The organism is Arthrobacter sp. 135MFCol5.1 (assembly GCF_000374865.1).
Classification (GTDB): domain Bacteria; phylum Actinomycetota; class Actinomycetes; order Actinomycetales; family Micrococcaceae; genus Arthrobacter.
In genome coordinates, this window is sequence record NZ_KB895453.1 from 306,891 (window position 1) to 329,964 (window position 23,074).

The 23,074-nt window shown below is 67.4% G+C and carries 23 protein-coding genes; 8 read left to right on the forward strand and 15 right to left on the reverse strand.

From position 1 onward, the window contains the following. Positions 1-7: 7 nt before the first annotated feature. The 4 genes from C563_RS0104985 to C563_RS0105000 form a co-directional block, all read right to left on the reverse strand. Complete coding sequence (locus C563_RS0104985; RefSeq protein ID WP_018760939.1) at positions 8-1,555, reverse strand: aldehyde dehydrogenase family protein; 1,548 nt, start codon at positions 1,553-1,555, stop codon at positions 8-10. Positions 1,556-1,593: 38 nt separating this feature from the next. Further along, on the reverse strand, positions 1,594-2,505 hold the full coding sequence (locus tag C563_RS0104990; protein WP_018760940.1) for an NAD(P)-dependent oxidoreductase: 912 nt from the start codon (positions 2,503-2,505) through the stop codon (positions 1,594-1,596). A gap of 61 nt (positions 2,506-2,566) precedes the next feature. Then, positions 2,567-3,430 carry a MurR/RpiR family transcriptional regulator gene (locus tag C563_RS0104995; protein ID WP_051083420.1) on the reverse strand — a complete coding sequence of 288 codons (864 nt, stop codon included), beginning with the start codon at positions 3,428-3,430 and terminating at the stop codon, positions 2,567-2,569. 214 nt (positions 3,431-3,644) lie between these two features. Further along, complete coding sequence (locus C563_RS0105000; protein ID WP_018760942.1) at positions 3,645-4,103, reverse strand: hypothetical protein; 459 nt, start codon at positions 4,101-4,103, stop codon at positions 3,645-3,647. A gap of 228 nt (positions 4,104-4,331) precedes the next feature. Between C563_RS0105000 and C563_RS0105005 the strand changes: the two genes are divergently transcribed. Together C563_RS0105005 and C563_RS0105010 are read left to right on the forward strand one after the other, a co-directional pair. Then, complete coding sequence (locus tag C563_RS0105005; protein ID WP_155845099.1) at positions 4,332-5,969, forward strand: HNH endonuclease signature motif containing protein; 1,638 nt, start codon at positions 4,332-4,334, stop codon at positions 5,967-5,969. A gap of 349 nt (positions 5,970-6,318) precedes the next feature. Beyond that, positions 6,319-7,359 (forward strand): metallophosphoesterase, encoded by a 1,041-nt coding sequence (locus C563_RS0105010; protein WP_018760944.1) that lies wholly within the window; start codon positions 6,319-6,321, stop codon positions 7,357-7,359. A gap of 75 nt (positions 7,360-7,434) precedes the next feature. On the opposite strand, the gene C563_RS0105015 is transcribed toward C563_RS0105010, so the two are convergent. Then, a complete protein-coding gene (locus C563_RS0105015; RefSeq protein ID WP_018760945.1) occupies positions 7,435-7,908 on the reverse strand; it encodes a GNAT family N-acetyltransferase in 474 nt (157 codons plus the stop codon). 189 nt (positions 7,909-8,097) lie between these two features. Between C563_RS0105015 and C563_RS0105020 the strand changes: the two genes are divergently transcribed. Further along, positions 8,098-9,075, forward strand: a complete 978-nt coding sequence (locus C563_RS0105020) for a patatin-like phospholipase family protein (RefSeq protein WP_018760946.1) — start codon at positions 8,098-8,100, stop codon at positions 9,073-9,075. A 73-nt stretch (positions 9,076-9,148) separates the two neighbouring features. Here C563_RS0105020 and C563_RS0105025 read toward each other — a convergent pair whose 3' ends face one another. Then, positions 9,149-9,673 (reverse strand): flavodoxin domain-containing protein, encoded by a 525-nt coding sequence (locus tag C563_RS0105025; RefSeq protein WP_018760947.1) that lies wholly within the window; start codon positions 9,671-9,673, stop codon positions 9,149-9,151. A gap of 97 nt (positions 9,674-9,770) precedes the next feature. Between C563_RS0105025 and C563_RS22380 the strand changes: the two genes are divergently transcribed. Beyond that, positions 9,771-10,115: a hypothetical protein gene (locus tag C563_RS22380; RefSeq protein ID WP_155845100.1), complete on the forward strand. Its 345-nt coding sequence runs from the start codon at positions 9,771-9,773 to the stop codon at positions 10,113-10,115. A 57-nt stretch (positions 10,116-10,172) separates the two neighbouring features. Here C563_RS22380 and C563_RS0105030 read toward each other — a convergent pair whose 3' ends face one another. Then, entirely contained in the window at positions 10,173-10,532 is a 360-nt protein-coding gene (locus C563_RS0105030; RefSeq protein ID WP_018760948.1) for a VOC family protein, read from the reverse strand. A gap of 47 nt (positions 10,533-10,579) precedes the next feature. Here C563_RS0105030 and C563_RS0105035 point away from each other — a divergent pair, with 47 nt between their 5' ends. Further along, positions 10,580-10,885 (forward strand): hypothetical protein, encoded by a 306-nt coding sequence (locus C563_RS0105035; RefSeq protein ID WP_018760949.1) that lies wholly within the window; start codon positions 10,580-10,582, stop codon positions 10,883-10,885. Here the strand turns inward: C563_RS0105035 and C563_RS0105040 are convergent. Continuing rightward, on the reverse strand, positions 10,882-11,616 hold the full coding sequence (locus C563_RS0105040; protein WP_155845101.1) for an EAL domain-containing protein: 735 nt from the start codon (positions 11,614-11,616) through the stop codon (positions 10,882-10,884). The genes C563_RS0105035 and C563_RS0105040 overlap by 4 nt on opposite strands. Before the next feature lie 176 nt (positions 11,617-11,792). Here C563_RS0105040 and C563_RS0105045 point away from each other — a divergent pair, with 176 nt between their 5' ends. From C563_RS0105045 to C563_RS0105055, 3 genes are all read left to right on the forward strand, one after another. After that, on the forward strand, positions 11,793-12,107 hold the full coding sequence (locus C563_RS0105045) for an ArsR/SmtB family transcription factor (protein WP_018760951.1): 315 nt from the start codon (positions 11,793-11,795) through the stop codon (positions 12,105-12,107). Then, positions 12,104-12,511: an SRPBCC family protein gene (locus C563_RS0105050; protein WP_018760952.1), complete on the forward strand. Its 408-nt coding sequence runs from the start codon at positions 12,104-12,106 to the stop codon at positions 12,509-12,511. Before C563_RS0105045 ends, C563_RS0105050 begins: the two co-directional genes overlap by 4 nt. 101 nt (positions 12,512-12,612) lie before the next feature. Next, complete coding sequence (locus C563_RS0105055) at positions 12,613-14,556, forward strand: ATP-binding protein (RefSeq protein WP_018760953.1); 1,944 nt, start codon at positions 12,613-12,615, stop codon at positions 14,554-14,556. Between the two features lie 74 nt (positions 14,557-14,630). On the opposite strand, the gene C563_RS0105060 is transcribed toward C563_RS0105055, so the two are convergent. The 7 genes from C563_RS0105060 to C563_RS22385 form a co-directional block, all read right to left on the reverse strand. After that, entirely contained in the window at positions 14,631-15,308 is a 678-nt protein-coding gene (locus C563_RS0105060; RefSeq protein ID WP_018760954.1) for a response regulator, read from the reverse strand. Further along, the gene (locus tag C563_RS0105065) at positions 15,305-18,070 is read right to left on the reverse strand and encodes a DUF4118 domain-containing protein (RefSeq protein WP_018760955.1); all 2,766 of its coding nucleotides are present in this window, start codon (positions 18,068-18,070) and stop codon (positions 15,305-15,307) included. Before C563_RS0105065 ends, C563_RS0105060 begins: the two co-directional genes overlap by 4 nt. Positions 18,071-18,100: 30 nt before the next feature. Continuing rightward, positions 18,101-18,712 carry a K(+)-transporting ATPase subunit C gene (gene kdpC, locus C563_RS0105070; RefSeq protein ID WP_018760956.1) on the reverse strand — a complete coding sequence of 204 codons (612 nt, stop codon included), beginning with the start codon at positions 18,710-18,712 and terminating at the stop codon, positions 18,101-18,103. A gap of 8 nt (positions 18,713-18,720) precedes the next feature. Beyond that, complete coding sequence (gene kdpB / locus C563_RS0105075; RefSeq protein ID WP_018760957.1) at positions 18,721-20,856, reverse strand: potassium-transporting ATPase subunit KdpB; 2,136 nt, start codon at positions 20,854-20,856, stop codon at positions 18,721-18,723. Next, the gene (gene kdpA / locus C563_RS0105080; protein ID WP_018760958.1) at positions 20,853-22,520 is read right to left on the reverse strand and encodes a potassium-transporting ATPase subunit KdpA; all 1,668 of its coding nucleotides are present in this window, start codon (positions 22,518-22,520) and stop codon (positions 20,853-20,855) included. Before kdpA ends, kdpB begins: the two co-directional genes overlap by 4 nt. 7 nt (positions 22,521-22,527) lie before the next feature. After that, the gene (locus tag C563_RS22065; RefSeq protein ID WP_018760959.1) at positions 22,528-22,626 is read right to left on the reverse strand and encodes a potassium-transporting ATPase subunit F; all 99 of its coding nucleotides are present in this window, start codon (positions 22,624-22,626) and stop codon (positions 22,528-22,530) included. Between the two features lie 276 nt (positions 22,627-22,902). Further along, positions 22,903-23,064: a hypothetical protein gene (locus C563_RS22385; RefSeq protein WP_155845102.1), complete on the reverse strand. Its 162-nt coding sequence runs from the start codon at positions 23,062-23,064 to the stop codon at positions 22,903-22,905. Positions 23,065-23,074: the final 10 nt, after the last annotated feature.

Genomic DNA, 23,074 nt, shown 5'->3' on the forward strand with positions numbered 1-23,074 from the left:
GGGTCTCCTAGTAGGACAGTGACGGGAAGGGGGATCCGGCGCCGCGCGTTGGCACCCACACGGCCTTGGTCTGGGTGTACTCGTCCAGCACGCCCGGGCCGGAAGAACGTCCGTGGCCGGAATCGCCGAAACCGCCGAAGGGGACGGCCACATGGATGGTCTTGTAGGAGTTGATCCAGAACGTGCCGGCCTTGACCTCGCGGGCCACGTGGTGGGCGCGGGACACATCCGAGGTCCACACCGCCCCGGCCAGGCCAAAGCTGGTGTTGTTGGCGCGGGCGATGGCCTCGGCCTCGGTATCGAACGCGTCCGCCCCCACCACGGGGCCGAACACTTCGGTGGTTTCAAGCCGGTTCGCCGGGGTGACGCCGTCCAGCAGCGTGGGCATGACCCAGTGGCCGCCTTTCAGCGCCGAGCCGCTCAACGCCTCCGGCAACGCTGACCCGGTGAGGCGACGGCCGCCGTCGTCCATTCCCGCCTCGATCAGGCCGGTGACGGTGGCAAATTGCTGCGCGGTGATGATGGGGCCCACCTCGGTGTCTGCGCTGAGCGGATCACCCACCCGCAGCAGGGCGGCCTTGGCGGCGACCATCTCCACGAACTGGGCGTGCACTCTGCGCTCCACCAGGAGCCGGGACCCGGCCACGCAGGACTGGCCCGCACCCGAGAAGATGGCGGAGATGGCGCCGTCCGCGGCTCGGTCCAGGTCGGCGTCGGCGAAGACGATATTGGCGCTCTTGCCGCCGAGCTCCAGCAGGGCCGGGATACCCGCCTGGGCTGCGGCCACGGCGACACGGCGCCCGGTGGGGACCGAACCGATGAAGCTGACTTTGCCCACCCGCGGGTCGGTGGTGAGTGCCGCGCCCACGGTCTGGCCCAGGCCCGCGGCGACGTTGAAGACGCCCGCCGGCAGGCCCGCTTCATGGGCGATCTGGGCCAGCCGGACCGACGACGCCGGGGTGAATTCGCTGGGCTTGATGATCACCGCGTTGCCAGCGGCCAATGGGGCGGCAGAGTTCCAGCCGGCGGTGAACAGCGGTGCGTTCCAGGGCGTGATGGCGACGACGACGCCCCACGGCACGCGCTCGGTGTACGTGTGCCAGTTGCCCGGAACGGGGATGGTCTGCCCGGTGAGCTTGTCCGCCCACCCGGCGTAGTACCCGAACATTTCGGCCACCTTGGCCGCCTCTGCCCGGGCGTCCCGGATGGGCTTGCCGGTGGTGGCGGACTCGAGGATGGCCAGTTCCTCGGCGTGCTGCTCCACGGCGCGGCTGACGTTCCGGAGGATGGCGGCCCGCTCGAAGCCGTTCAGCGCGCCCCAAACCCGGGCGCCCGCCGTCGAACTTTCCACGATGGCGTTGGCGCCCTCGGCGCCGGGGTCCGCGTAGGTGGCGAAGGGCTCGCCGGTGGCGGCTGCCGTGAGCGTGATGCTGTCTCCGCTTCCGGTGGCGACGCGGCCGTCAACGAACGCGCCGAGGCCGCCCGGGAAGGCGGCGTCCAGGACCGACCTGGCGGTGGCCGTGGAGGAGGAGGTGGGTGCTGTGGTGATACTCAAATTCTTGTTTCCTTTGGGGGATGTTGTCGCTGCTGGCTCTAAGCGGCGGAGATGGAGGCCGGGGCGCCGGCCGGGGTGATGGCGGGGGCCACCGTTCGGGCGATCTCGGTGAAGTCAGCCCGCGGGCCAAGGACTGCAAGGGCGTCCTGCCACTGGTTGGCGACGGCGGCCAGAAGCGCGGGCTTCTCGCCGATTTGGGCGGCAACGTCCACGGCAAGGGCGGCGTCCCGGGCCATCAGGCCCATGGAGAAGCCGGAATCGTGCGTGCCGGTGAGGACCCAGTTGGGATACATGGCGGCCGAGACTTTGCTGCCGCCGGAGGCTCCGCTGATGCTGGCCGCTGCCGTGGCGGGGTCGATGCCGTAGGCCTTGGCCACGCCCAGCGCTTCGCCCACGGAGGCGAGGTTCGCGGCGGCCAGGACGTTATTGAGGAGCTTGACCACGTTGCCGCTGCCGGGTGCGCCGATGTGGCTGTAGTTGCCGCCGGTGAGCGCCAGCAGGACCGGCTCGGCAGCTTTCAGCGCGGCGTCCGTGGCACCCACGAAGGCGCTGAGCGTTCCCGTTGCGGCGCCGTCGCGGCCACCGGAAACGGGGGCGTCGATGAACGCCGCACCGGCGGCCTCCGCGAGCTGGGCCATGTGCTTGCTGGTGGCGGGCTCGGAGGTGGTGGTGTCAATGATGGCGACCGTTCCCGTGCTGGCCAGGAGCTGCGGCACGGTGGTTTCGACGATGCCGGCAGCGGGCAGTGAGAGGACTGCGTAGGGTGTTCCGGCCAGGCTGGACAGGGTGTCCGTGGTGCCGATGCCGGTTTCTTCGGCTGCTTGGCGGGCGGCTTCCGAGGGGTCGAAGCCGGTGACGTCCCAGCCCGCCTTGTGCAGGGTGGCGGCCATGGCTCCGCCCATGGCGCCGAGGCCGATGACGGCGACGCGGTTGTTTTGTGGCTCGTTCATAGAGGTACTCCTGGGTGGCTGTTGGTGGTTCTGCGTGCGCGGTTCTGTCTTTGCGGCGCAGCTAGTCGAGGTAGATGTCCAGGTCTTTCCAGAGCTGCTGGGTGCGGCGGATGGTGGCCCGGCTGCGCTCCGGATGTGCTGCCTCCATGCCGGCCAGCAGGCCGTAGACCAGTGAGTTTGCGGCGGTGACGGACTGGAAAAAGGAGATGCCTTCGGAAGCCACCACCAGGAGGTGGTCCGCGGCGGTGGCCAGGCGGCCGCGGCGCAGGTCGCTGATGGCAACAACCGTTGCGCCCGCCTCTTTCGCGGCTTCGGCGGCAATGATGATCTGCTTGACGGAGCGCCACATGTTGATCACCACCAGGACATCACCGGGCCCAAGGCTGTTGGTGCTGGACGCCAGGTGGGGGCCGGCACGGTTTTCCAGGCTGATCGGGTAACCCATGGTGGAACCCAGGTGGGCCATGACGCTGGCGGGGCCGGCAAAGGAGCCGATACCGACGACGGTGATGGACTTCGCTGACGCCAGCGCGGCGATGGCCGCCTCGGCTTCCTCGGGGGTGTTCGAGTCCAGCGTCAGGCGGAGGTTTTCGATGTCGTGGGTGATGGCTTCGTACAGCGGGCTGCGGGTTTCGCCGTGCTCGGTCAGGGTGTCCTCGGTGGAGATCATCACCAGGTAGCGGGACCGGAGTTCCCGCTGCAGGTCAGGCCAGCCGCGGTAGCCCAGGTGTTGTGCCGTGCGGACCACGGAGGAGCTGTTCACGTCCGCGCGCTGGGCAATCTCGGCGATGTCCGCGTAGGAGGACAGCTGCGGGTTGCGGCGGATGACCTCCACCACGCGGCTCTGGGCCTTGGTCAGCGCAACGTCCGGCAGGGCATCACCAAGCCACGCGTGGGAGCTGATGCCGGAGCCGTTGCCGTCAATGTCGGCGGCGCGCCCGGGTGCCGGCTCTGCTGCTGACACTGCTGCCGGCTGGGTTGCCTGCCCTGGTGCCTGCTCTTCTGCCTGCTCTGTGGAAGCGCTGGGGTTCACGCTGGTGCCCGTCCTGTAACGCAGATCACTCTGCAAGTTCAATTGCATCTAATGTACTCTGCAATTTCGTTTGCGAACAGTGTTTTGCGTTTCAGGGATGTAAAACCTAGCCTGCTGCGGCCCTTTCAACCGACAAGAGCCTCGCGTAGTTCAAGCACATGCTCGCGCCCTCGTTGGCCGGAACCCTGTTCCCGTCCACGCTTACGTGGTCCCCGCGGGTCAAGACCGAGCCGTCCGGCAAAACCGCAGCCTCCCCGTCCAGGCTGGTGCCCGCCGGAAAGATCAAGGTCCAGTCGGTGCCGTCCTTCCCGAGCAGGATGAGGCAGCCGGCGCCATCCCTGGACACCTGTCCCGCCACCGTGGCTTCCACCCGCGGCCCTGACGGTGCACTCTCGACCGTGAGTGCCTTGGTGCCCCCATCCGAGACGAGCAGCTTGGTGGTGAGCTCCTGCTGGACCGCGGGAGCGGGACTCGCGGCAGCCGGTTGCGCGGGATCCTGCGCTGAACAGGCCGCCAGCGCGAAAAGGGCTGCAACGGCCGTGCCGACGGTAATGGTGTGCTTCATTTCTGTTCCCCCTACAGAAAGCTGAAATCCCAGCCTACGGCCCGGAACCCGTACCCGCAGGCTCCCTTCAGCACCTTGGCGAGGCGTACGACGGCGGGTGGGCACCCGCCGTCGTACGTCTCCGTGCTGCGCGGCTGCTTTGGTACCTCGCGGGCTGTCTGTTCCAGCCGGGGTGCAGGTTGTTGGCGTCACCCCAAAATGTCAGACCCTGCTGCGAAGATTTTGGTTATGGAAGCCGGTGTGGTGGCAGGTGCGGGAGGCAGGGCGGCAATCGCCTCTGCGGTCGCCTCTGTGGCCGGGCTGGTCCATGAATTGGAGCGGGTCGTGGCCGGAGGCAGCCCGGCTGGCGCAGGGCCCGATCCGTTGCGGGAGCTGTCCGAAGCCTCCCTTGAGGGACTGGAAGTGCTGGCCCGGATTGAGGCGGCAACAGCCGCGGCCAAGGTCCGGATGATCGCCCTCCACGCGGAGGCGGCAACCCTGTTGGAGGCACCCCCGGCCGGCGCTTACAGGGAATCAGCCCAGGAAATGACAATGGTGGCGGAGATCGCCTGCGTACTCACCATCGGCGAACGCGCCGCATCGGCCCTGCTGGGGCAGGCCCATGCGCTGACCACCACGTTGCCGGCGGCTCTGGATGCGTTGCAGGCGGGCACGATTTCATGGCAGCACGCCCGCGCCGTGGTCGACGAAACCACAGGGCTCGATCCCGCACGTGCTGCGGCTTTGGTGGCCCACTTCTTCGACCCCGAGGATCCGAACCCTGCCCGCGGCGCCGCGCCCGGAGACCTGGTGCCGTCGCGCTTCCGGCGGAAGGTCCGGGCCTGGCGGGAGCGCACCTTTCCGGAGTCGCTGGAAGAGCGGCACGCAATTGGCGTGGCGGACCGGCGAATGGAATACCGGCCGGACGTGGACGGCATGGCGTGGCTTTCCCTGTACCTTCCCGGCGATACGGCCTGCGCGGTGTGGAATAAGGCGTCCGCTGTGGCCCGCGGGTTGCAGGGCCCTGGGGAGGGCCGCACCCTGACCCAGTTGCGTGCAGATGTCGCGGCCGCACTCCTGATGGGTGCCAGGGCTGGTGGCGCGGCTGTTGCCGGCTCGAACCCCGCGGCCGGCTCGAACCCCGGGGCTGCGGGAGACGCCTCGAACCGCGACGCCTCGAACCCCGGTGCCGCCGGCGACGTCGGCCACGATGCCGGCCGCTCGTTCGATGCCGGCAACGGCCCCCATACCGAGGACGGCAACCCTTACGCCGTTGACCTGAGCAGGATTCCCACACCAAGAGCAGACGTCCTGGTCACAGTGCCCGTCTTTTCCCTTCTGGGTCTCACGGATGAACCGGCCGACCTGGACGGGTTTGGTCCCATTCCGGCGTCCATGGCTCGCAGGCTTGTGGCAGACGGGGCTGGTTCGTTCTACCGGGTGCTGGTGGACCCGCGGGACGGGGCGCCGCTGGAAATCGGACGCACCAGCTACCGGCTGCCGGAAAGCATGAAGCGGTGGATCCGGATGCGTGACGGCAGGTGCACTTTCCCCGGCTGCAGCAACCACACCCAGGACAACGAAACAGACCACCTCACCGCCTGGCAACACGGTGGAACCACTGGAATCAGCAACCTCGGGCAGCTGTGTCCCAAGCACCACCGCCTGAAACACAGCTCCACGTGGACGCCTACTCCGGCCACCATGAACGAGCCACCCGGATGGACTTCCCCTGCCGGCCGTCACTATCCGGCCGAACAACCTGACTGGCAGAAACCGCAATGGCCGCCCGGATTCCCGGCAGCCGAATGGATCGTTCCGCCGGGCTGCCCGCCGGGTGGGGCCAGCCCCTTCGAGGAAATCATCGTGGCGTACCTCGCCTCGTGACGCCACGGCACAAAGTTAGAACTCTGCTGCGGCGAAACCGGCGTGCCAATGCAGTGAAGGCGGACGATGCAACGAAGGGGACGACGGCTGATGCGTGCCGGCCGTCGGGGGTCGTCGGGGCGGTGCCTGGCGGTGGTCTGTCCGGGTGTCCGCCGTCGTCCGGGCGTGTCGGTGTCCATCCTTGTGCGCGCCGTCATCCGTTCCGTGCCCAGCGATGTCCCAACCCGTTCATCCCTACGCAACCACCACGTCCACCACCGTTCGTTCGGGCGGACAAGCCTTGGCAGGCACCCACTGCCCGGCGGCTCGCGATACGCAGGGCGGAAGGCCCACCGTCCAAGGAGTACCCGTGTTCGTAAGATCCACCCTGGCCACGCTTGCCGTCCTCGCCACCCTCGCCGGAGCAGCCGCAGCTCCCGCTCAGGCTGCCGACAACACAAGCGACAGCAGCCAGGCCTTCACCTTCGGCGTCATCGGCGACATTCCCTATGGGGCGGCTGAGATCGCAAAGTTCCCGTCACACATCCAGGACCTCAACGCTGACAAGGACCTGAAGTTTGTAGCACACGTGGGCGATATCAAGAACGGCTCCTCCGTCTGCTCCAACGAGTACTTCTCCTACATCCGCTCCCAGTTCGACACCTTCACCCACCCGCTGGTCTACACGCCGGGCGACAACGAATGGGTGGACTGCCACCGAACCAACAACGGCGCCTACAACCCGCTGGAGCGCTTGGACAAGATCAGGGAGGTGTTCTTCAACGAACCTGGCAAGACGCTCGGCGCCACCATGCCCGTCAAGAGCCAGGCGAACCTGGGGCTGCCCGAGGACGTCCGCTTCACCAAGAACCGGGTGGCTTTCTCCGTTCTGAACGTCCAAGGCAGCAACAACTCACTGCTCCCGTGGACTGGGCTGGGCAAGACCGCTCCCACGCCGGAACAGCTCGCCGAGGTGGAACACCGCACGGACGCCGTCCTGGCCCAGATCCACCAGACCTTCGCCGATGCCAAGCGCAGCAACGACCGGGCCGTGGTACTCATGCAGCAGGCGGACATGTTCGATCCCGCGCTGCTCGCCGACGCCGCCGCCGACCCCAACACCGTGTCCGGCTTCCGGGAGATCGTGCAGGCGATCGTGGACGAAACGAACCGCTTCGACGCCCCTGTCTACCTCGTCAACGGCGACAGCCACGTCTTCGCCCAGAACAAGCCCCTTGCCGCCGGCTCGCCCTGGCTGGATATCTACGGTGCGCCGGCCGCGGACAACCTGCAGCGCATCACCGTGGACGGCGCCAATAACGCCGTCGACTACCTCCGCGTCACCGTGTCAGGCAACAACGCCAAAGGCGCAGACGTCCTGAGCTGGGAAAAGGTCCCGTACAGCGGGTAGCACCACACTGAAGCGGACGACGGCGGGCGCCCACCCGCCGTCGTCCGCTTTCCCGTGTGCCGGAAACCGGCCGTCCTAGAGCCGGAGCTCCATGAACACGCTGTGGGGATCCAGCACATAGCCGGCGAATGGTGCGCACTCGGTGAATCCGTGGCGGGCATTGAGGCGTCGGGCCGGGGCGAAGTAGTCCTCGGTCCCGGTTTCCAGGTAGACGCGCTCCAGGTTCCGGGACCGCGCGTCGGCGAGGATGTGCCGAAGCATGAGGCTGGCGACGCCTCGTCCCCGAGCCGATGCGGTGGTGCGCATGGACTTGATCTCGCCCTTCCCGGCTGCGCCCGGCGTGGACTCTAGGAGCTTGAGCGCCCCGCACCCCAGCAGTGCACCCTGCTCGCGCGCGGTCCAGAGCGTGATGGATGGGGCGGAGAGCGCAGAGTGGTCCAGCGCGTGGACGCTTCCGGCCGGCGACGTGGCGTACATGTCGGCCAGGTGCTCGCTCAGGAGCCGGTGGACGTCGTCGCGCTCGGGGCTGTCCCGCTCTATGGAAACCATTACTTCAAAGGTACCGGTTGCCTGCGGCGCCGCGGTGTGCGACTATTCGGGGGATCGTGATCCGAACGCAGGAGGTGAGACCCATGAATGCAGTATCCGCAATGGGTGCTCCCTCGCAGTCCACGATCGCGCGGCTGAACTAGCCGCCACCGGGAGCGCCGCACAGGCTATTCGCGAAAGGCGACTCCCATGAATACAACACCTTCCTCCCAACCACGCCCCTCCGACGGTCCACTTCCCGGCCGCGCACTGGTCCTCGGCGGGGGCGGATCAACAGGCAATGCCTGGCTGATTGGCGTCCTGGCCGGCCTCGCCGATGCCGGACTGGACCTCACCCGGGCCGACCGGGTCATCGGTACCTCCGCCGGATCCACGGCCGCAGCCCAAATCGCCGGGGCGCCCCCGGCTGAACTATATGCCGCCATCCTGGACGCGCCGCTGCCGCCACAACGCCGCCCTCCAGCCGGCCACGCCCCTGCCAGGCCGGTGTCCGACCACCTGGAGCGGACCGGCAGGATCATTGCCGCCGCCGAGGATGCGGCCGACATGCGCCGCCGGATGGGTGCGGTTGCCCTGGAAATGGCGGCTGCCCGGAACCCTTCAACGGCGACCGCTCCGGTGCAGGACAGTTCTCCCCAAGAGAGTTCAGCCCAGGGCGGTTCCCTCCGGGAGCAGTGGCGCGCAACAGTTGCAACGCGGCTCCCCACGCTCGAATGGCCGCAGCACGAGCTGCTGATGACCGCGGTTGATGCCCACAGTGGCGAACCGGTGGTGTTCCACCGGCACAGCGGCGTGGACCTGGTGGACGCCGTGGCCGCCAGCTGCGCCAGCGGCTTCGCGTACGGGATCGGGAACAGCAGCTATATCGACGGCGGCTACCGGCGCAACGAGAACGCCGACCTGGCGGCCGGGTGCGGGCGGGTGCTGGTCCTCTCGCCCTTCGGGGGCAGGACACGGATGCCGCTGGAGTGGAACATGCAGCTCGCAGCGCAGGCCGATGAGCTGCGGGCCGCCGGCAGCGTGGTGGAAACGGTCTTCCCGGACGCCGGCTCGGAACACCTGTTCGGTGCCAACGCCATGGACCTGCGGCTGCGCCCCGCAGCCGCCCAGGCTGGCTACACCCAAGGTAGGGCCCTTGCCGGGCGGCTTGCCGCCTTCTGGAGCTGACGCCGCCGGGGACGCGTTCGACCCCGGGTACGCCTTCGACGGCGGGTGGGCGCCCGGCGTCGAACGTGCCCCGCTACAGCGTGGCCAGGAAATCCTCCGCGAACCTCTTCACGCCGTCCCATTCGGTGTAGACGTAGTCCCGGGACGTATCGGTGTCCAGGGAGCCCTTGTCGCCGGCGATCTTCTTCATGATGAGGCGCTTGATGAACCCGTAGTGCGTGTACAGCAGGGCGCCCCCGAACAGCGCCACATGGGCCGGCCGCCAACCGGTTTGCTCCTCGAACTCCCGGACGTAGCTCTCGGCGTTTTCGGCATCCCCGTGCGCGGCCAGGCTGACGGAGAACAGGGCGGATGGGAGCCGCTCCAGGGTTTCCCGGTTCTTCCGGACAAAGTCCTGGACGTACTCCTCGTGCTTGCCCATGTGCACCGATGCCCCCACCAGGACCGCGTCACACCCGGGCGGGATCGAGTCGCCTGCCTGCTTGATGTCCGCAACGCGGGCCTGGTGCCCATGCGCCTGGATGACGTCCCCAATGAACTCGGCGATCCTGGCCGTCTGGCCCTCGGTGGTCCCGTACGGGATGTAGATGCTGCCCATCGTTGGCCTCCTGGCGGTGTCCGGATCGGGTCCTGTATTACCTTGCCGAATTCCCGGTCCGTGGCGTAGGGCCCAACGTCCCGGAAGTTTTTGGCGCATGAGCCTTTGGCACTTCTCAGAGGGGATGACAAAAGGAGCGAAGAATGTCGGAGGCGGTCAAAATTATGAAGTCGCCATAACTGGCGAGGTCACGTCATTGGTCCCGATTCTGCCGCCAATCCAAGCCCCAGGCCGGGCAGGACGGCGGGACTGGCTAAAAAAGCAAAAGAGCGTATGGTGGCCGTTAACGCGAGAGAAGGGCGTGGTTCCGGTGTCTGGAAAATCAAAAGGCGGAGCGGCCAAAAAGGTCGGCAAGTCGATCCTTGAGAAACGTGCCGAAAAAAAGGCGAAAACCGAAAGCAGTGAGCTTCACGTTATAAAGCAGCGCAAGAACCACCGTTGACCGGGCTGCCGGCCAGGACTCCTAGCCCGGCTGGCTGCCTGTAGGCCGCCAGGGACGCTACTCCGGACCCTTGTCGATGACGCAGAACCGGTTGCCGTCCGGATCCTCAAGCACCACGAAGTCCGGGTCCTCCGGGTACATATCCCAGTCCACGCGCTTGGCGCCGAGGGAGACCAGCCGCTCCACCTCCGCGGCCTGATCGTCCGCGTACAGGTCCAGATGGATCCGCGGGTAAGCCTGGACAGATGTTTCGCTGAGCATGAGGGACAGGTGGGCGCCGGGGCCCGACGACGGTTCGAGGGTCACCCAGGTGTCGTCACCAGGTTCCCGGGGGACATAGCCGAGGGCTTCATGCCAGAAGGTGGTAGCGGCGGCGACGTCGTTGACGCCGAGGACGATGGTGCCGATGGTCAACATCCGCCCAGCCTAAACCGGCCGGGGCAGGTCCGGCTAGACTCGCCTGCATGGGGGAAAACAACACATCCGGGGAAGAACGACCATCCAAACGCGCCAAACTGCCCGCCGTCGTCGTGCCCTGCCTCGGTCTGGCGGCAGTGCTGGCCGGCTGCCTCGTCGCGTACCTTAATCGCGACTTCACGGGCTGGGTTGCCTACGCTCCCTTGAGCAACCAGCCTTTCAGCGCCAACGGGGCTGCGTTCATCACGCAAGGCACGCAGGCGGGCCTGGCTGTTGCCGGCGTGGGACTGCTGGTGCTCTCTTTCTGGGCAGGCATGGTTGCGGGCCGTCGGGCTGGCTCCGTCCGCCGCTAGCAGGGGAAGACCGCCAGGCCCTGCACGCCGCCAGCGGTGGCAACGGGGACATGGATCTCGGGAAGTTGCTCGAACGCCGGTTTGGCGAACCAATAGCCCTGGAGCAGGCGGACACCGGCTGCCTGCAAAACCCGGTATTCCGCCTCCGTTTCGATGCCCTCGGCGAGCACGGTGATGTTGAGGTCCCCGGCGATGGCCACGATGCCGGCGACCACTGCCTGCCGTGCGGGACTGCCGTCGATGCCGCGGATGAGCTTCATGTCGATCTTGATCAGGTCCGGCTGGAAGTCGACCAAGAGTCCCAGGCCTGCATGGCCGGCCCCGAAGTCGTCGATCGCCGTGATGAAGCCGTGCTTGCGGTATTCGGTGATGATGTTGGTCAGGTGGGCGGTGTCTGTGACTTCTTCGTTCTCCGTGAACTCGAACATGATCGAGGACAACGGGAAGTCGGCTTTCGCAGCCGCAAGCAGTGTCGCGCGGAGGCAGGCGGCCGGTTCATAGACCGCGTTGGGCATGAAGTTGATGGAGAGCATCAGGTTCTCGCCGGCCGGGAAGAGGCGCGCCGCCAGTTCGATGGCCTTGACGCGGCAGTCCTGGTCGAAGCGGTACTTCTGCTCCGGGGAGACCCTCCGCAGGACCTCGTACGCGCCTTCGCCCGCCACGCCCCGGACCAGCGCCTCATAGCCCCACACCCTGCCGGCAACAGCGTCATAGATCGGCTGGAAAGCCATGCTGAAGTCGATATCAAGCCGTGAAGATGTGGTGCAGCCGTCGCATGCCAAAGTTGGGGTCCTCTCGAATGGTTACTCAAGAGTAGGACACAGCCGGGCAGGTGCGCGGGATAATCCTTTCGCTGTTCACCCAACATCAGATGATACGTCGGATAATTCCGACATATACTGCCATTGTGCTTCCTGATGTTTTTACCGCCGTCTCCAACCCGGCGCGGCGCGTCATCCTCGACGAGCTCCGGGACGGGCCCCGAACAGCGGGTGAACTCACGGGGCTGCTGGACCTCAGCCGCCCCGCCGCCTCCGAGCACCTGGCAGTCCTGCGCGAGGCAGGTCTTGTCCGGGAAGAACGCCAGGGCAGGAACAGGGTGTACCACCTGCAGCCTGCCGCCCTCGCCGAGATCGGCGGCTGGGTGAAGCACTTTGAGCACTACTGGAACCAGCGGCTGGATGCGCTGGCCGACCTTCTGGACGAGGAGAAACCGTCATGACAGATAACGCCATCCGGCTCGAACGCCGCTTCCCGCATCCCGCAGCGGCGGTCTGGGCCGCACTCACCACGCCCGAACTGCTGGCACGGTGGTGGGCGCCGGGCAACATCGCACCCGCCGTGGGCCACCGCTTCACCATGGACATGGACTCCTGGGGCCGGCAGCAGTGCGAGGTACTCGCCGTGGACCCGGGCACGTCCATCAGCTTCCTCTTCGCCGAAGGACAGCTGGACACCACCATCACCTGGCGGCTGGAACCCATTGACGGCGGCACGATCCTCCACTTCGAGCACGCCGGCTTCCGCCTCGATACCCCCATGGGCCGCCATGCGATCGAAGGCATGGGCAACGGCTGGCCGGGCCTGCTGGCAAGGATTGACGGGCTGCTCGCCGAGGTCTCCTGAGATCGGCGCATACCTGCTACGCTCCACGTAGTTGGTCCGTCGATGAGCCTTCAGGCGGCCACCAGCCACCGGCAGCTTCACGTGTAAGCGGGGTATCCAGCATGGCCGTCGCGGAAATCCAGGTGGACCAGCGCGTGATCGGAATCGACTCCCGGCGGTTCGCCTCGGTGGAGAAGGCGCTGGTGGAGCTGATCACCAACAGCGACGACAGCTACGCGCGCCTGGAAAGGGCCGGCGGCCAGGTCACCGGCAGGATCGTGGTGGGCTATGAGCGCCACCACGCCGGCGCGGTCCTGACGGTCAGCGACCAGGCGCAAGGAATGTCCTTCGAGCAGGCCGGCCGGATCCTTAGCTACGGCGGCGCACACAGCCCCCTGGCCCGCGGCGAGGGCGCCGGTCGCGGGTACTTCGGGCGCGGACTGAAACAGGCCATCTTCGGCCTGGGCCACGGCTGGATCGAAACCATCCAGGGCGGCAGGTTCACCCGCATCGACGTCTTCCGTGGCGAAAACGGCGGCTACCTCTACGACGACGACGGCGCCGACCGCGAGGCCTTCCCTGCGGATTACGCCCGGCTGGGAATAGACGACGGCGGGATCCCCGCAGAGGGACGGAACGGCACCAAGGTGACCATCGTCGTCGACAATCCCCGTGCCACGATCACGCAGCAGGCGACCCTGCTGCAGCTGCTCGCGGACAACATCTACCTGCGCGACGTGCTGGGCCGCCGCAACGTGGAACTGGTGCGCGGGACTGCGGGCACCGACGGCTACAGCAGGGACGCCATCCGCTTCGAAGAACCCCCGGCCGCCACGCTCATCGGCCCGGACCGTCCCGGAACCTTCACCGTTGACAGCGTGGATTATGCCTTCACCGTCACGCTCAAGCGGGCCAACGGCGTTGAACTGGCCATGAAGGGCGACGAGCGCACCGCCGGCCTGGTGGTGGAATCCGGTATGGCCGTCCTGGACTGCCAGATGTTCGACTACGAAAACCAGGTAGGCACGGAGTACCTTTTTGGCACTGTCAGGTGCCCGTCGCTGACCGAAATGCTGGGCCGGGGCAAAGCAATCATCAGCGACGAACGCGAGGGGCTGAACCCCAAAGATCCGTTCGTTGCCGCCTTCTCCGCCGCCGTGAGCCGGATGATCGCCGGGGCCGTGCAGGCAGAGAAGGAAAAACTCACCCACCTGGAACGCGCCACCACCTCCGGACGCACTGCCGAAATGATCGAACGCCTGCTGCAGCACATGAGCGCTGCCGCCGTCCTGGACCTGGGCCTGGACACCGGACGAGTCCGCGACGCCGGGACCGGGGAACCGGCGTCAGCGGCGCTGCGGTTCACCACGCCGTTCTACTACCGCCCGCCAGGGCATCCGTTCCACGTGGCCCTGCTGCTGGATCCCGGCCAGCTCCCCGCCGGCGGGCTTCTGGAATTCGATGTTGACCTGCCGCCATCGATCCGACTGGTCCCGGTCCCGGTGTCCATTCCCGTTTCCGGTGTGCAGGACACAACCCGGCTTGAATGGACGGCTACCGGGGACCGGCCCGGAGACCAAGGGGAAATCACCGTGCGTGCCGGGGACTACTGGGCGCTCAGCGAAATCGTCATCGCCGAACACGCCTCACGTCGAAGCGCGGACCAGCCGCCGCACCCTGCAGTCCCCGGTTACGGCACCCCGCCGGGCGCGCGCCACCAGGCCCACCGTCCCGGCCGGGACCATGGCGTTGACCTCTTCACCGGCTACGACTTCCGCAACCTCCACAACACCACCGACCGGGCCGTTTACAGCGAGGCGGAGCACAAAGTCATCATCAACACCGCCGCGCCCACCGTGCAGCTGTACGTCGATGGCCGCGGCCGGTTCCGTGACTCCGCCCGGCTGTTGCTGGCCGAGTTGTTCCTCGACGTGATCGCGGAGGAACTGGCGCGGCGCCGGGTGGAGCAGAACGGCCACGCCGGCGACCTTGACGCCTTCCGGAAAGCCAAGCGCAGCATCATCGGCCGCTACGGCAGTGAGGTCCACCGGACGTTCCTGGGGTGACACCGCGTAGGTCGGGTGGCACCACGCAGCTCGGGTGGCACCACGTAGGTCGGGTGGCACCCCCCAGCGCCGCTTCAGGGCTGGAACCGGTAGCCGATGCCCGCCTCGGTCAGCAGGTGGCGGGGGTTTCCGGTGTCCGGCTCGAGTTTGCGGCGCAGCTGTGCCATAAAGACGCGCAGGTAGTTTGAGTCCTTGGCATAGGCCGGGCCCCACACATCGGTCAGGAGCTGCCGGTGGGTGATCAACTTTTCCGGATTCCGCACCAGGATCTCCAGGATCTTCCACTCGATGGGCGTCAGCCGGACATCCGCTCCCTCCCGGCTCACCCGGTGCTTGGCCAGGTCCACCGTGAAGTTCTCCGTGACCACCACCGGCTCCGGTGGCTGCAGGTCCGCGGACCGGCGCAGCAGCGCCCGCAGCCGGGCCAGCAGTTCGTCCGGTCCGAACGGCTTGGTCAGGTAGTCGTCGGCGCCGGCATCCAGGGCTTCAACCTTGTCCTCCGAGGTATGCCGGGCCGAGAGCACCAGGACCGGGACACGGCTCCATTCCCGCAGTTCCTTGATCACGGTGACGCCGTCGATGTCCGGCAGCCCAAGGTCCAGGATCACCAAGGCCAACGGATTCTGGGTGGCTGCCAGCAGCGCTGACCTCCCGTCAACGGCAGTGGTGACAGCATAGCCGCTGGTTTCGAGGGCAAGCTTCAGGATCCGCAGCAGGTGCGGGTCATCATCCACTACCAGGACGCCCGTCACTGCTGATCCGCCGTTGATGCCTGGAACGGGGCCTGGTGGATCCGCCGGGCCAGGAACGACTGGGGCACCACTGGCGCCTGTCCGTGGGGTCCGTCGTCGGGAAAGCCGGTGGAAAGCGGCAGCCTGATCACCATGGTCAGTCCTCCACCCGGGGTCTCCTCCGCGGTCAGCGTGCCGCCCATCGCCTCGGTAAATCCCTTGGCCACGGCCAGGCCCAGGCCCACGCCGGTGGTCTGCGGAATGTCATCCAGCCGCTGGAACGGACGGAACATCTCCACCACTCTCTCTGCCGGAACGCCTTGGCCGTGGTCGATGATACTGATCTCTCCGGCCGGCTGCCCCTTCAGCGTTGTGTTGCTCAGGCCGCCGGCGCCGCCCACCACGGCAATATCGGAACCCGGCGCGTACTTGACCGCGTTCTCCACCACATTGGCGATCACCCGCTCCAGCATCCCGGGGTCCGCCTCGATCTCAGGCATATTCGGCGGCAGTTCCACCCGAACCCTGCCCGCGGGGACGGACCGGAGGGCGCTGGGGATGACCTCGGACCAGCGCACGGGCCGCAGGAGTGGCTCGGCCCCGGGGGAGCTGAGCCGGGACATATCCAGCAGGTTCCCCACCAGCAGGTCCAGCCTGTCGGAACATTCATCAATGGTCTGCAACAGCTCGTGCTCCTGCTCCGGGGCGTAGTGCCGGTCCTTCTGCAACAACATGCCCACCGAAAGCTTGATGCCGGCCAGGGGAGTGCGGAGGTCGTGGGAAACCGCGCGGAGGATGGACGTGCGCATGGTGTTGCCCTCGGCCAGGCGCAACACTTCACGGCGGCTGTCCGCCAGTTGCTGCCGCTCCAGTTGGGCGGCAAGGTGGACGCCGAACGCCGCCAGCAGGCGCCGGTCTCCCGCGGGAAGCGCACGGCCGAACAACACCAGCCGTGTGGCGGGATCAATGTTCTCCGTCGTTTCGGTGCCAAAATCCGCGGCCCCGGAATTCCCGGCGCCGGAACCTCGAGCGCCACCATCCCCGGTGCCAGAACCCCCGCTGCCAGAACCTCGGGTGCCAGCATTCCCGCTGCCAAAATCCGGGATTCCGGTCTCGCCCGGTCCTGGCACCTCGCCGGCGCCGGCAACCAGCCGCCAGCCCGCCGTCGTCCGCTCATTGCCGTCCGGGCCGCTGCCGTACAAAGCTGCCCCGCGGACGCTGAAGACGTCGAGGGCCTGCTGGAGCAGGTCCTTCACGCCATCCTCGGACCGGACGGCGCCGCGGGTGAGGTCGGAGAGCGTGGTGGCCTCGGCGCGGGCGCGTGAGGCCTCCTTGGAGCGCCGCGCGGAGAGGTCCACCACCACGGCGACGGCGGCGGAAACCCCGACGAAGACCAGCAGGGAGAAGAAATTGTGGGGATCGCTGATGGTCAGGGTGCCCACGGGAGGCGTCGAGAAGTAGTTGACCAGCAGGCTGCTCCACAGGGCGGCGAGCACCGCCGGCCACAGACCGCCCACCAGGGCCACCGTGACCGATCCGGTCAGCTGCACCAGGATGGCGGTGGACACACCGGGGTCCGGGTCCAATGCCAGCAGGAGCTGCAGGACCACCGGCAGCACCGCGGCGAGGATGAAGCCCACCGTGACGCGGACTCGGCCCAGGTCCCGTTCTCGCCGTGGACCGGCTCCCCGGCCGCCCAGGGGATGGGACACCATGTGCACGTCGATGTCCCCGGAATCGCGGACCACCCGCGTGCCGATGCCCCCGCCCAACAGGCCGCCCACCGTGCCCGCGAACTTGCCCCGCCGTGAAATGCCCACCACGATCTGTGTGGCGTTGACGCTGCGCGCAAAATCGAGCAGGGCCGCGGCCGGATCCTCACCGGCCACAATGTGGTAACTGCCGCCCAGGTCCTGGATTAAGCGGCGCTGGGCTTCCAGGGACTGCGGGGACTCATGGACCACCCCGTCCGCCGCACGGACATGGACCGCCAGCAGATCCCCGCCGTTGACCCGGTTAAGGATCCTGGCCCCGCGCCGGATCAGGATCTCGCCCTCCGGTCCGCCGGTCAGGCCAATCACCACCCGCTCCCGCGCCGGCCAGGTCGCCTGGATGTCGTTGTCCGCCCGGTACCGGGCCAGGCCTTCATCAACCCTGTCCGCCAGCCACAACAGGGCCAGTTCCCGCAACGCGGTCAGGTTTCCCAGCCGGAAATAGTTGGCCAGGGCGGCGTCTACCTTGTCCGGGGCGTAGATCTTTCCTTCACCCAGGCGCTGGCGCAGCAGTTCGGGGGAGATGTCCACCAGGTGGATCTGGTCTGCGCGGCGCACCACCTCGTCGGGCACCGTCTCGGCCTGCCGGACCTCCGTGATGGTGCCCACCACGTCGCCCAGCGAGGCCAGGTGCTGGATGTTGACGGTGGAGAGGACGTTGATGCCCGCGTCGAGGAGCTCGTCAACGTCCTCCCAGCGTTTACCGTGCCGGCTTCCCGGAACATTTGAGTGGGCATATTCGTCCACCACCGCAGTGGCCGGGGCGCGGTGCAGGACCCCGTCCAGGTCCATTTCCTCGAATTCGGTGCCGCGGTAGGGCAGCCGCCGGGGCGGGATGGTTTCCAGGCCTGCCATGAGGGCGCGGGTTTCGGCCCGGCCGTGGTCAAGGGCGAACGCGATAACCACGTCCTCGCCCCGGTTGGCCAGCCGGTGGGCCTCCTCGAGCATCTCGTAGGTCTTGCCGACCCCGGGCGCCGCCCCGAGGAAGATCCGCAGCGTTCCACGTGCCATGCCGTTATTCTTCCACTCCGGCAACGCCGCTCAGGACCGCGGCGGTCCGGCCGCCGCCACGTCGAGGTTGAGCGCCGTGACGTTGACGGTGGGCTGGCCCAGGAACGCTGCAAGGCCACTGCTGGTGTTCTTGTCCACCAGGGCCTGGACCGCCTCGGTGCCCAACTGGTGGGCGGCGGCAACCCGCGGTACCTGGAGCCGGGCGTACTCGGGGGAGATGCCGGGATCCAGCCCCGACCCGCTGGCGGTGACGGCGTCCGCGGGGACGTCGGACGGCTGCACGCCCTCGGCCTCCGCCACGGCGGCACGGTTGGCGTTGACGGCATCGGTCAGCTTGGCATCGTTCGGGCCCAGGTTGGAGGCCGACGACGACGCCGGGTCCCAGCCGACGGCGGAGGGACGGGCGTGGAACCAGGCGGGGTCCTGCGTGCCGTCGTCGTCCTTCACCTGGGCGATCAGCGCCGATGCCGCGGGCGCGCCGGCACCGTCGCGGAGGATGGAGCCATTCGCCTGGTACGGGGCAACCAGCTGCCCGACGCCAAAGACGGCGGCCGGGTAGGCGAGGCCAAGCACCACGGTGGCGAGGAACAGGAAACGGATGGCCGTTCCCGACTGTCGGAGATAACCGGTGAGCGCATTCATGGGGATTCCTAGCCGATGCCGGGGATGAGGGAGATGAGGAGGTCGATGATTTTGATGCCGATAAACGGGGCAATAAGGCCGCCGAGTCCGTACACCAGCAGGTTCCGGCCCAGGGCCTGGCTGGCCGAGATGGCGCGGTACTTGACCCCGCGCAGCGCGAGCGGCACCAAGGCGATGATGATCAACGCGTTGAAGATCACGGCCGACAGGATGGCGGAGGACGGCGTGGCCAGGCCCATGATGTTCAGCAGCCCAAGCCCGGGGAACGTCGCCGTGAACAGCGCCGGGACGATCGCGAAGTACTTGGCGACGTCGTTGGCCACCGAGAAGGTGGTGAGCGCGCCGCGGGTGATCAGCAGTTGCTTGCCGATTCCCACGATGTTGATCAGCTTGGTGGGGTCCGAATCGAGGTCCACCATATTCGCGGCTTCCTTGGCTGCCGGCGTGCCGGAGTTCATGGCCACGCCCACGTCCGCCGCCGCCAGCGCAGGGGCATCGTTGGTGCCATCCCCGGTCATCGCCACCAGGCGGCCCGCGGCCTGTTCCTTCTTGATCACCGCCAGCTTGTCCTCCGGGGTGGCCTCGGCCAGGTAGTCGTCCACCCCGGCCTCGGCGGCGATCGCCTTGGCGGTGACCGGATTGTCGCCGGTGACCATCACGGTCCGGATCCCCATTTTGCGCAGCTCCGCGAACCTGGCCTGCATGCCCGGTTTCACCACGTCCGCCAAGTGGATGGTCCCCAGGACCCGTGCGCCGGCGGCATCGGCCGTGGCAACCAGCAGGGGAGTGCCACCCTGCGACGAAATATCCTGCACCTGGCGTTCCACCTCCCCGGGCATGCGGGCGCCCAGATCGGCGGCGAAGCTGCCAACGGTGGAGGCCGCGCCCTTCCTGATCATCCGGCCGCCAAGGTCCAGCCCGCTCATGCGCGTCGTGGCCGAAAAAGGGACCACCGCCAACGGCTCTGCGCCCGATTCCAGGGCGGCCAGGTCCGGGCCCAGCACGCCGTGTTCGGCCGCGAGGTCCACAATGGACCGGCCTTCCGGGGTTTCGTCCGCCAGGCTGGAGAGCCGCGCGGCTTCAATCAGTTCGGCCCGGTCCACGCCCGCTGCCGGGTGGAAGTGGACGGCACGGCGGTTGCCGAACGTGATGGTTCCTGTCTTGTCCAGCAGCAAGGACGTGATGTCACCTGCCGTCTCCACGGCACGCCCGGACGTGGCCAGGACGTTGTGCTGGACCAGCCGGTCCATGCCCGCGATGCCGATGGCCGGGACCAGCGCGCCGATGGTGGTGGGGATCAGGCACACCAGCAGTGCCACCAGGACAATGGGCGACGGCGCTGCGCCGGCGAGGGCGGCAAACGGGGCCAGCGTGATGGTGACGACCAGGAAGACGATGGTCAGCGACACCAGCAGCACGTGCAGCGCGATCTCATTGGGTGTCTTCTGCCGGACAGCGCCCTCGACGAGCTGGATCATCCTGTCGATGAAGGTCTGGCCCGGTTCGGCCGTGATCCTGACCACGATCCGGTCGGAGAGCACGCGGGTTCCGCCGGTGACCGAGGAACGGTCCCCGCCTGATTCCCTGATCACCGGCGCGGATTCACCGGTGATGGTGGATTCGTCCACGCTGGCCAGGCCTTCGATGATCTCGCCGTCGGAGGGGATCACATCACCGGCCTCGCACACCACCACGTCGTTCAGGCGCAGTTCCGTGCCCGGTACTTCCTTGGTGGTTCCGTCCGGCAGCCTCAGCCGGGCCTGGACTCCCTTGCGGCCGGCGCGGAGGCTGTCAGCCTGCGCCTTGCCGCGGCCCTCGGCGATGGCTTCGGAGAGGGTTCCGAACAGGACCGTGAGCCAGAGCCACGCGGTGACGGTGATGCCGAAGACGGACGGCCGGAACACGGAGATACCCGTGCAGAGCGCGGCCCCCACCAGGACGGTGAACATGACCGGCGAGTGGAACATCTGCCCCGGGGCCAGCTTGCGGACCGCGAGCGGCAGGGCCGCTGCAACCACGGCCGGCGTGAGTTTGGCGGGTGCCTTGGTGTGGTGCTTGTGCGCGCCGGGGGTGCCGAGCGGATTTCCGTCGGCAAAGGTTTGGGTTTCCGCCCCGGGGGCGGTGTCCATGGTGGACCGGGTCATTTCAGGAGTCCTTCTGCGAGGGGTCCCAGGGCGAGTGCGGGGAAGTAGCTCAGGGCGGTCAGGATGACCGTCACGCCCAGCAGCAGTGTGCCGAACAGCGGGCCGTGGGTGGGGACGGTGCCGGTGGATGCGGGAATCCGGGCCTGCCGGGCCAGGGAACCTGCCAGGGCAAGAACCAGGACGATGGGCAGGAACCGGCCCAGCAGCATGGCCGCGCCAAGCATCGTCGAAAGATAGGGGCCGGAAGTGGTGATGCCGCCGAATGCTGAACCGTTGTTGTTGGCACCGGAGGTGAAGGCGTAGAGGACCTCGCTGAACTGGTGCGGTCCCGTGGCCGGAGCATTGGCCATGGCATCCGGGAGCAGGACGGTGATCCCGGCCAGGGTGAGCACCAGCAGCGGTGTCACCAGGATGTACAGGGCCGCGAGCTTCATCTGGGTGGGGCCGATCTTCTTGCCCAGGTATTCGGGGGTGCGGCCCACCATGAGGCCGCCGATGAACACGGAAATGATGGACAGGATGAGCAACCCGTAGAGCCCTGACCCTGTGCCGCCCGGCGCCACTTCGCCGAGCATCATGTTGACCATTGCCACGCCACCGGCCAAGGGCGGCAAGGAATCGTGGGCTACATTCACCGCGCCCGTGGAGGTGAGGGTGGTGGAGGCGGCGAAGATCGCGCTCGACGCCGGGCCGAAGCGGCTCTCGAACCCTTCGCCGATTCCGCCGGCGGCGGCCGTCGCGGTCCCCTGCGCGGTGGCTACTGCCCAGCCGGTCAGCGCGGTGGATGCCAGCCACAGCGTGGCCATGACGCCGGCTATCGTGTGCCCCTGCTTCTGGTCGCCCACCATCCTGCCGAAGGCATACGGCAGCGCCGAGGGAATCAGCAGGATCAGGAACACCTGGAAGAGGCTGACCAGCGCGTTCGGGTTTTCGAACGGGTGGGCCGAGTTGGCGTTGAAGTAGCCGCCGCCGTTGGTACCGAGGACTTTGATGGCTTCCTGGGATGCCACCGGGCCGCCCGGGACAACCTGTGAGACTCCGGTGGCGCTGTTGGTGACGTCCGTGGGTGCGAAGTTCTGCACCACACCGCCGAGAACCATCACCAGGGCGGCGAGGGTAGCCAGTGGCAGCAGGATCCGGAATGACGTCCTGGCCAGGTCCACCCAGAAGTTCCCCAGCCTGTCCGTCCTGGTTCGGGCTATGCCGCGGATGAGGGCGACGGCCACCACGATGCCCACTGCTGCCGAGAGGAAGTTCTGGACGGCGAGCAAGAGCATCTGGACTGCAATGCCGATTGTGGATTCGGGTGCATAGGTTTGCCAGTTGGTGTTGGTGACGAAGGAGATGGCGGTATTCATGGCCACCCACGGGTCCACTCCGGGCAGCGCCGGGCTGCCGGGAAACAGGCCTTGTGCCCGTTGGAGGGCGAACACCGCCAGTATGGAGACGGCGGAGAACACCAGGACGCTGCGGAGGTATGTTGGCCACGCCTGTTCGCTGCCGGCGTCCACGCCGGCGAGCCGGTAGAACAGCCGTTCCGGGCGGCTCGAAGCGGTGCCGTCGAAGACGCGCGCGAGGTAGAGGCCCAGTGGTTTGTGGACTGCGGCAAGGGCCAGCACCAGGGCCGCCACCTGGATGAGGAAGGAAGGAGCGTTAAAGGCCACCGGCCGTTCACCACTTCCCGGGCTTGATCAGGGCGGCGAGCAGGTAGCCGAACAGGCCAAGCCCTGCCAGCAGCAGGATCAGCCACATGAGTGCGTCCCCGTTCACTGCCAGTCCTCCGCCTTCTCCTGGCGGGCCGCGGCGGTCAGCAGGTGACCGATCCACATGACGAATCCCATGCAGGCGGCGAAGATTCCAATTACAGCCACGTCGGCCATCAGGTTCCTTTCACTGTTGCCCCGGAAGCGGGGCCTGGTTCCAGTGAATAGCCCGCTGTGGCGATGTAAGGCGGGCCTAACGGATCCTTAACGGCAGGGCCGTGAATCTTAACGCGGATTTAATGCGCGCGGACGCCCCGGAAGGAAGGCGGGGTGGCGCAGGGGCTCAGGGCCAGTCGGCGCGGGTGAACCGGACCTGGCTGTGCAGCGTGAGGAGGAGGTCGGATGACCATTCGGGGACGGTAGTATCTGCGTCTACCTCAGGCACGGACGCCTGCTTCGCATCCTGGTTTGCGGTGCCTCGAGGATCTTCAACTGAGCTTTTCACGCGTCCCCCT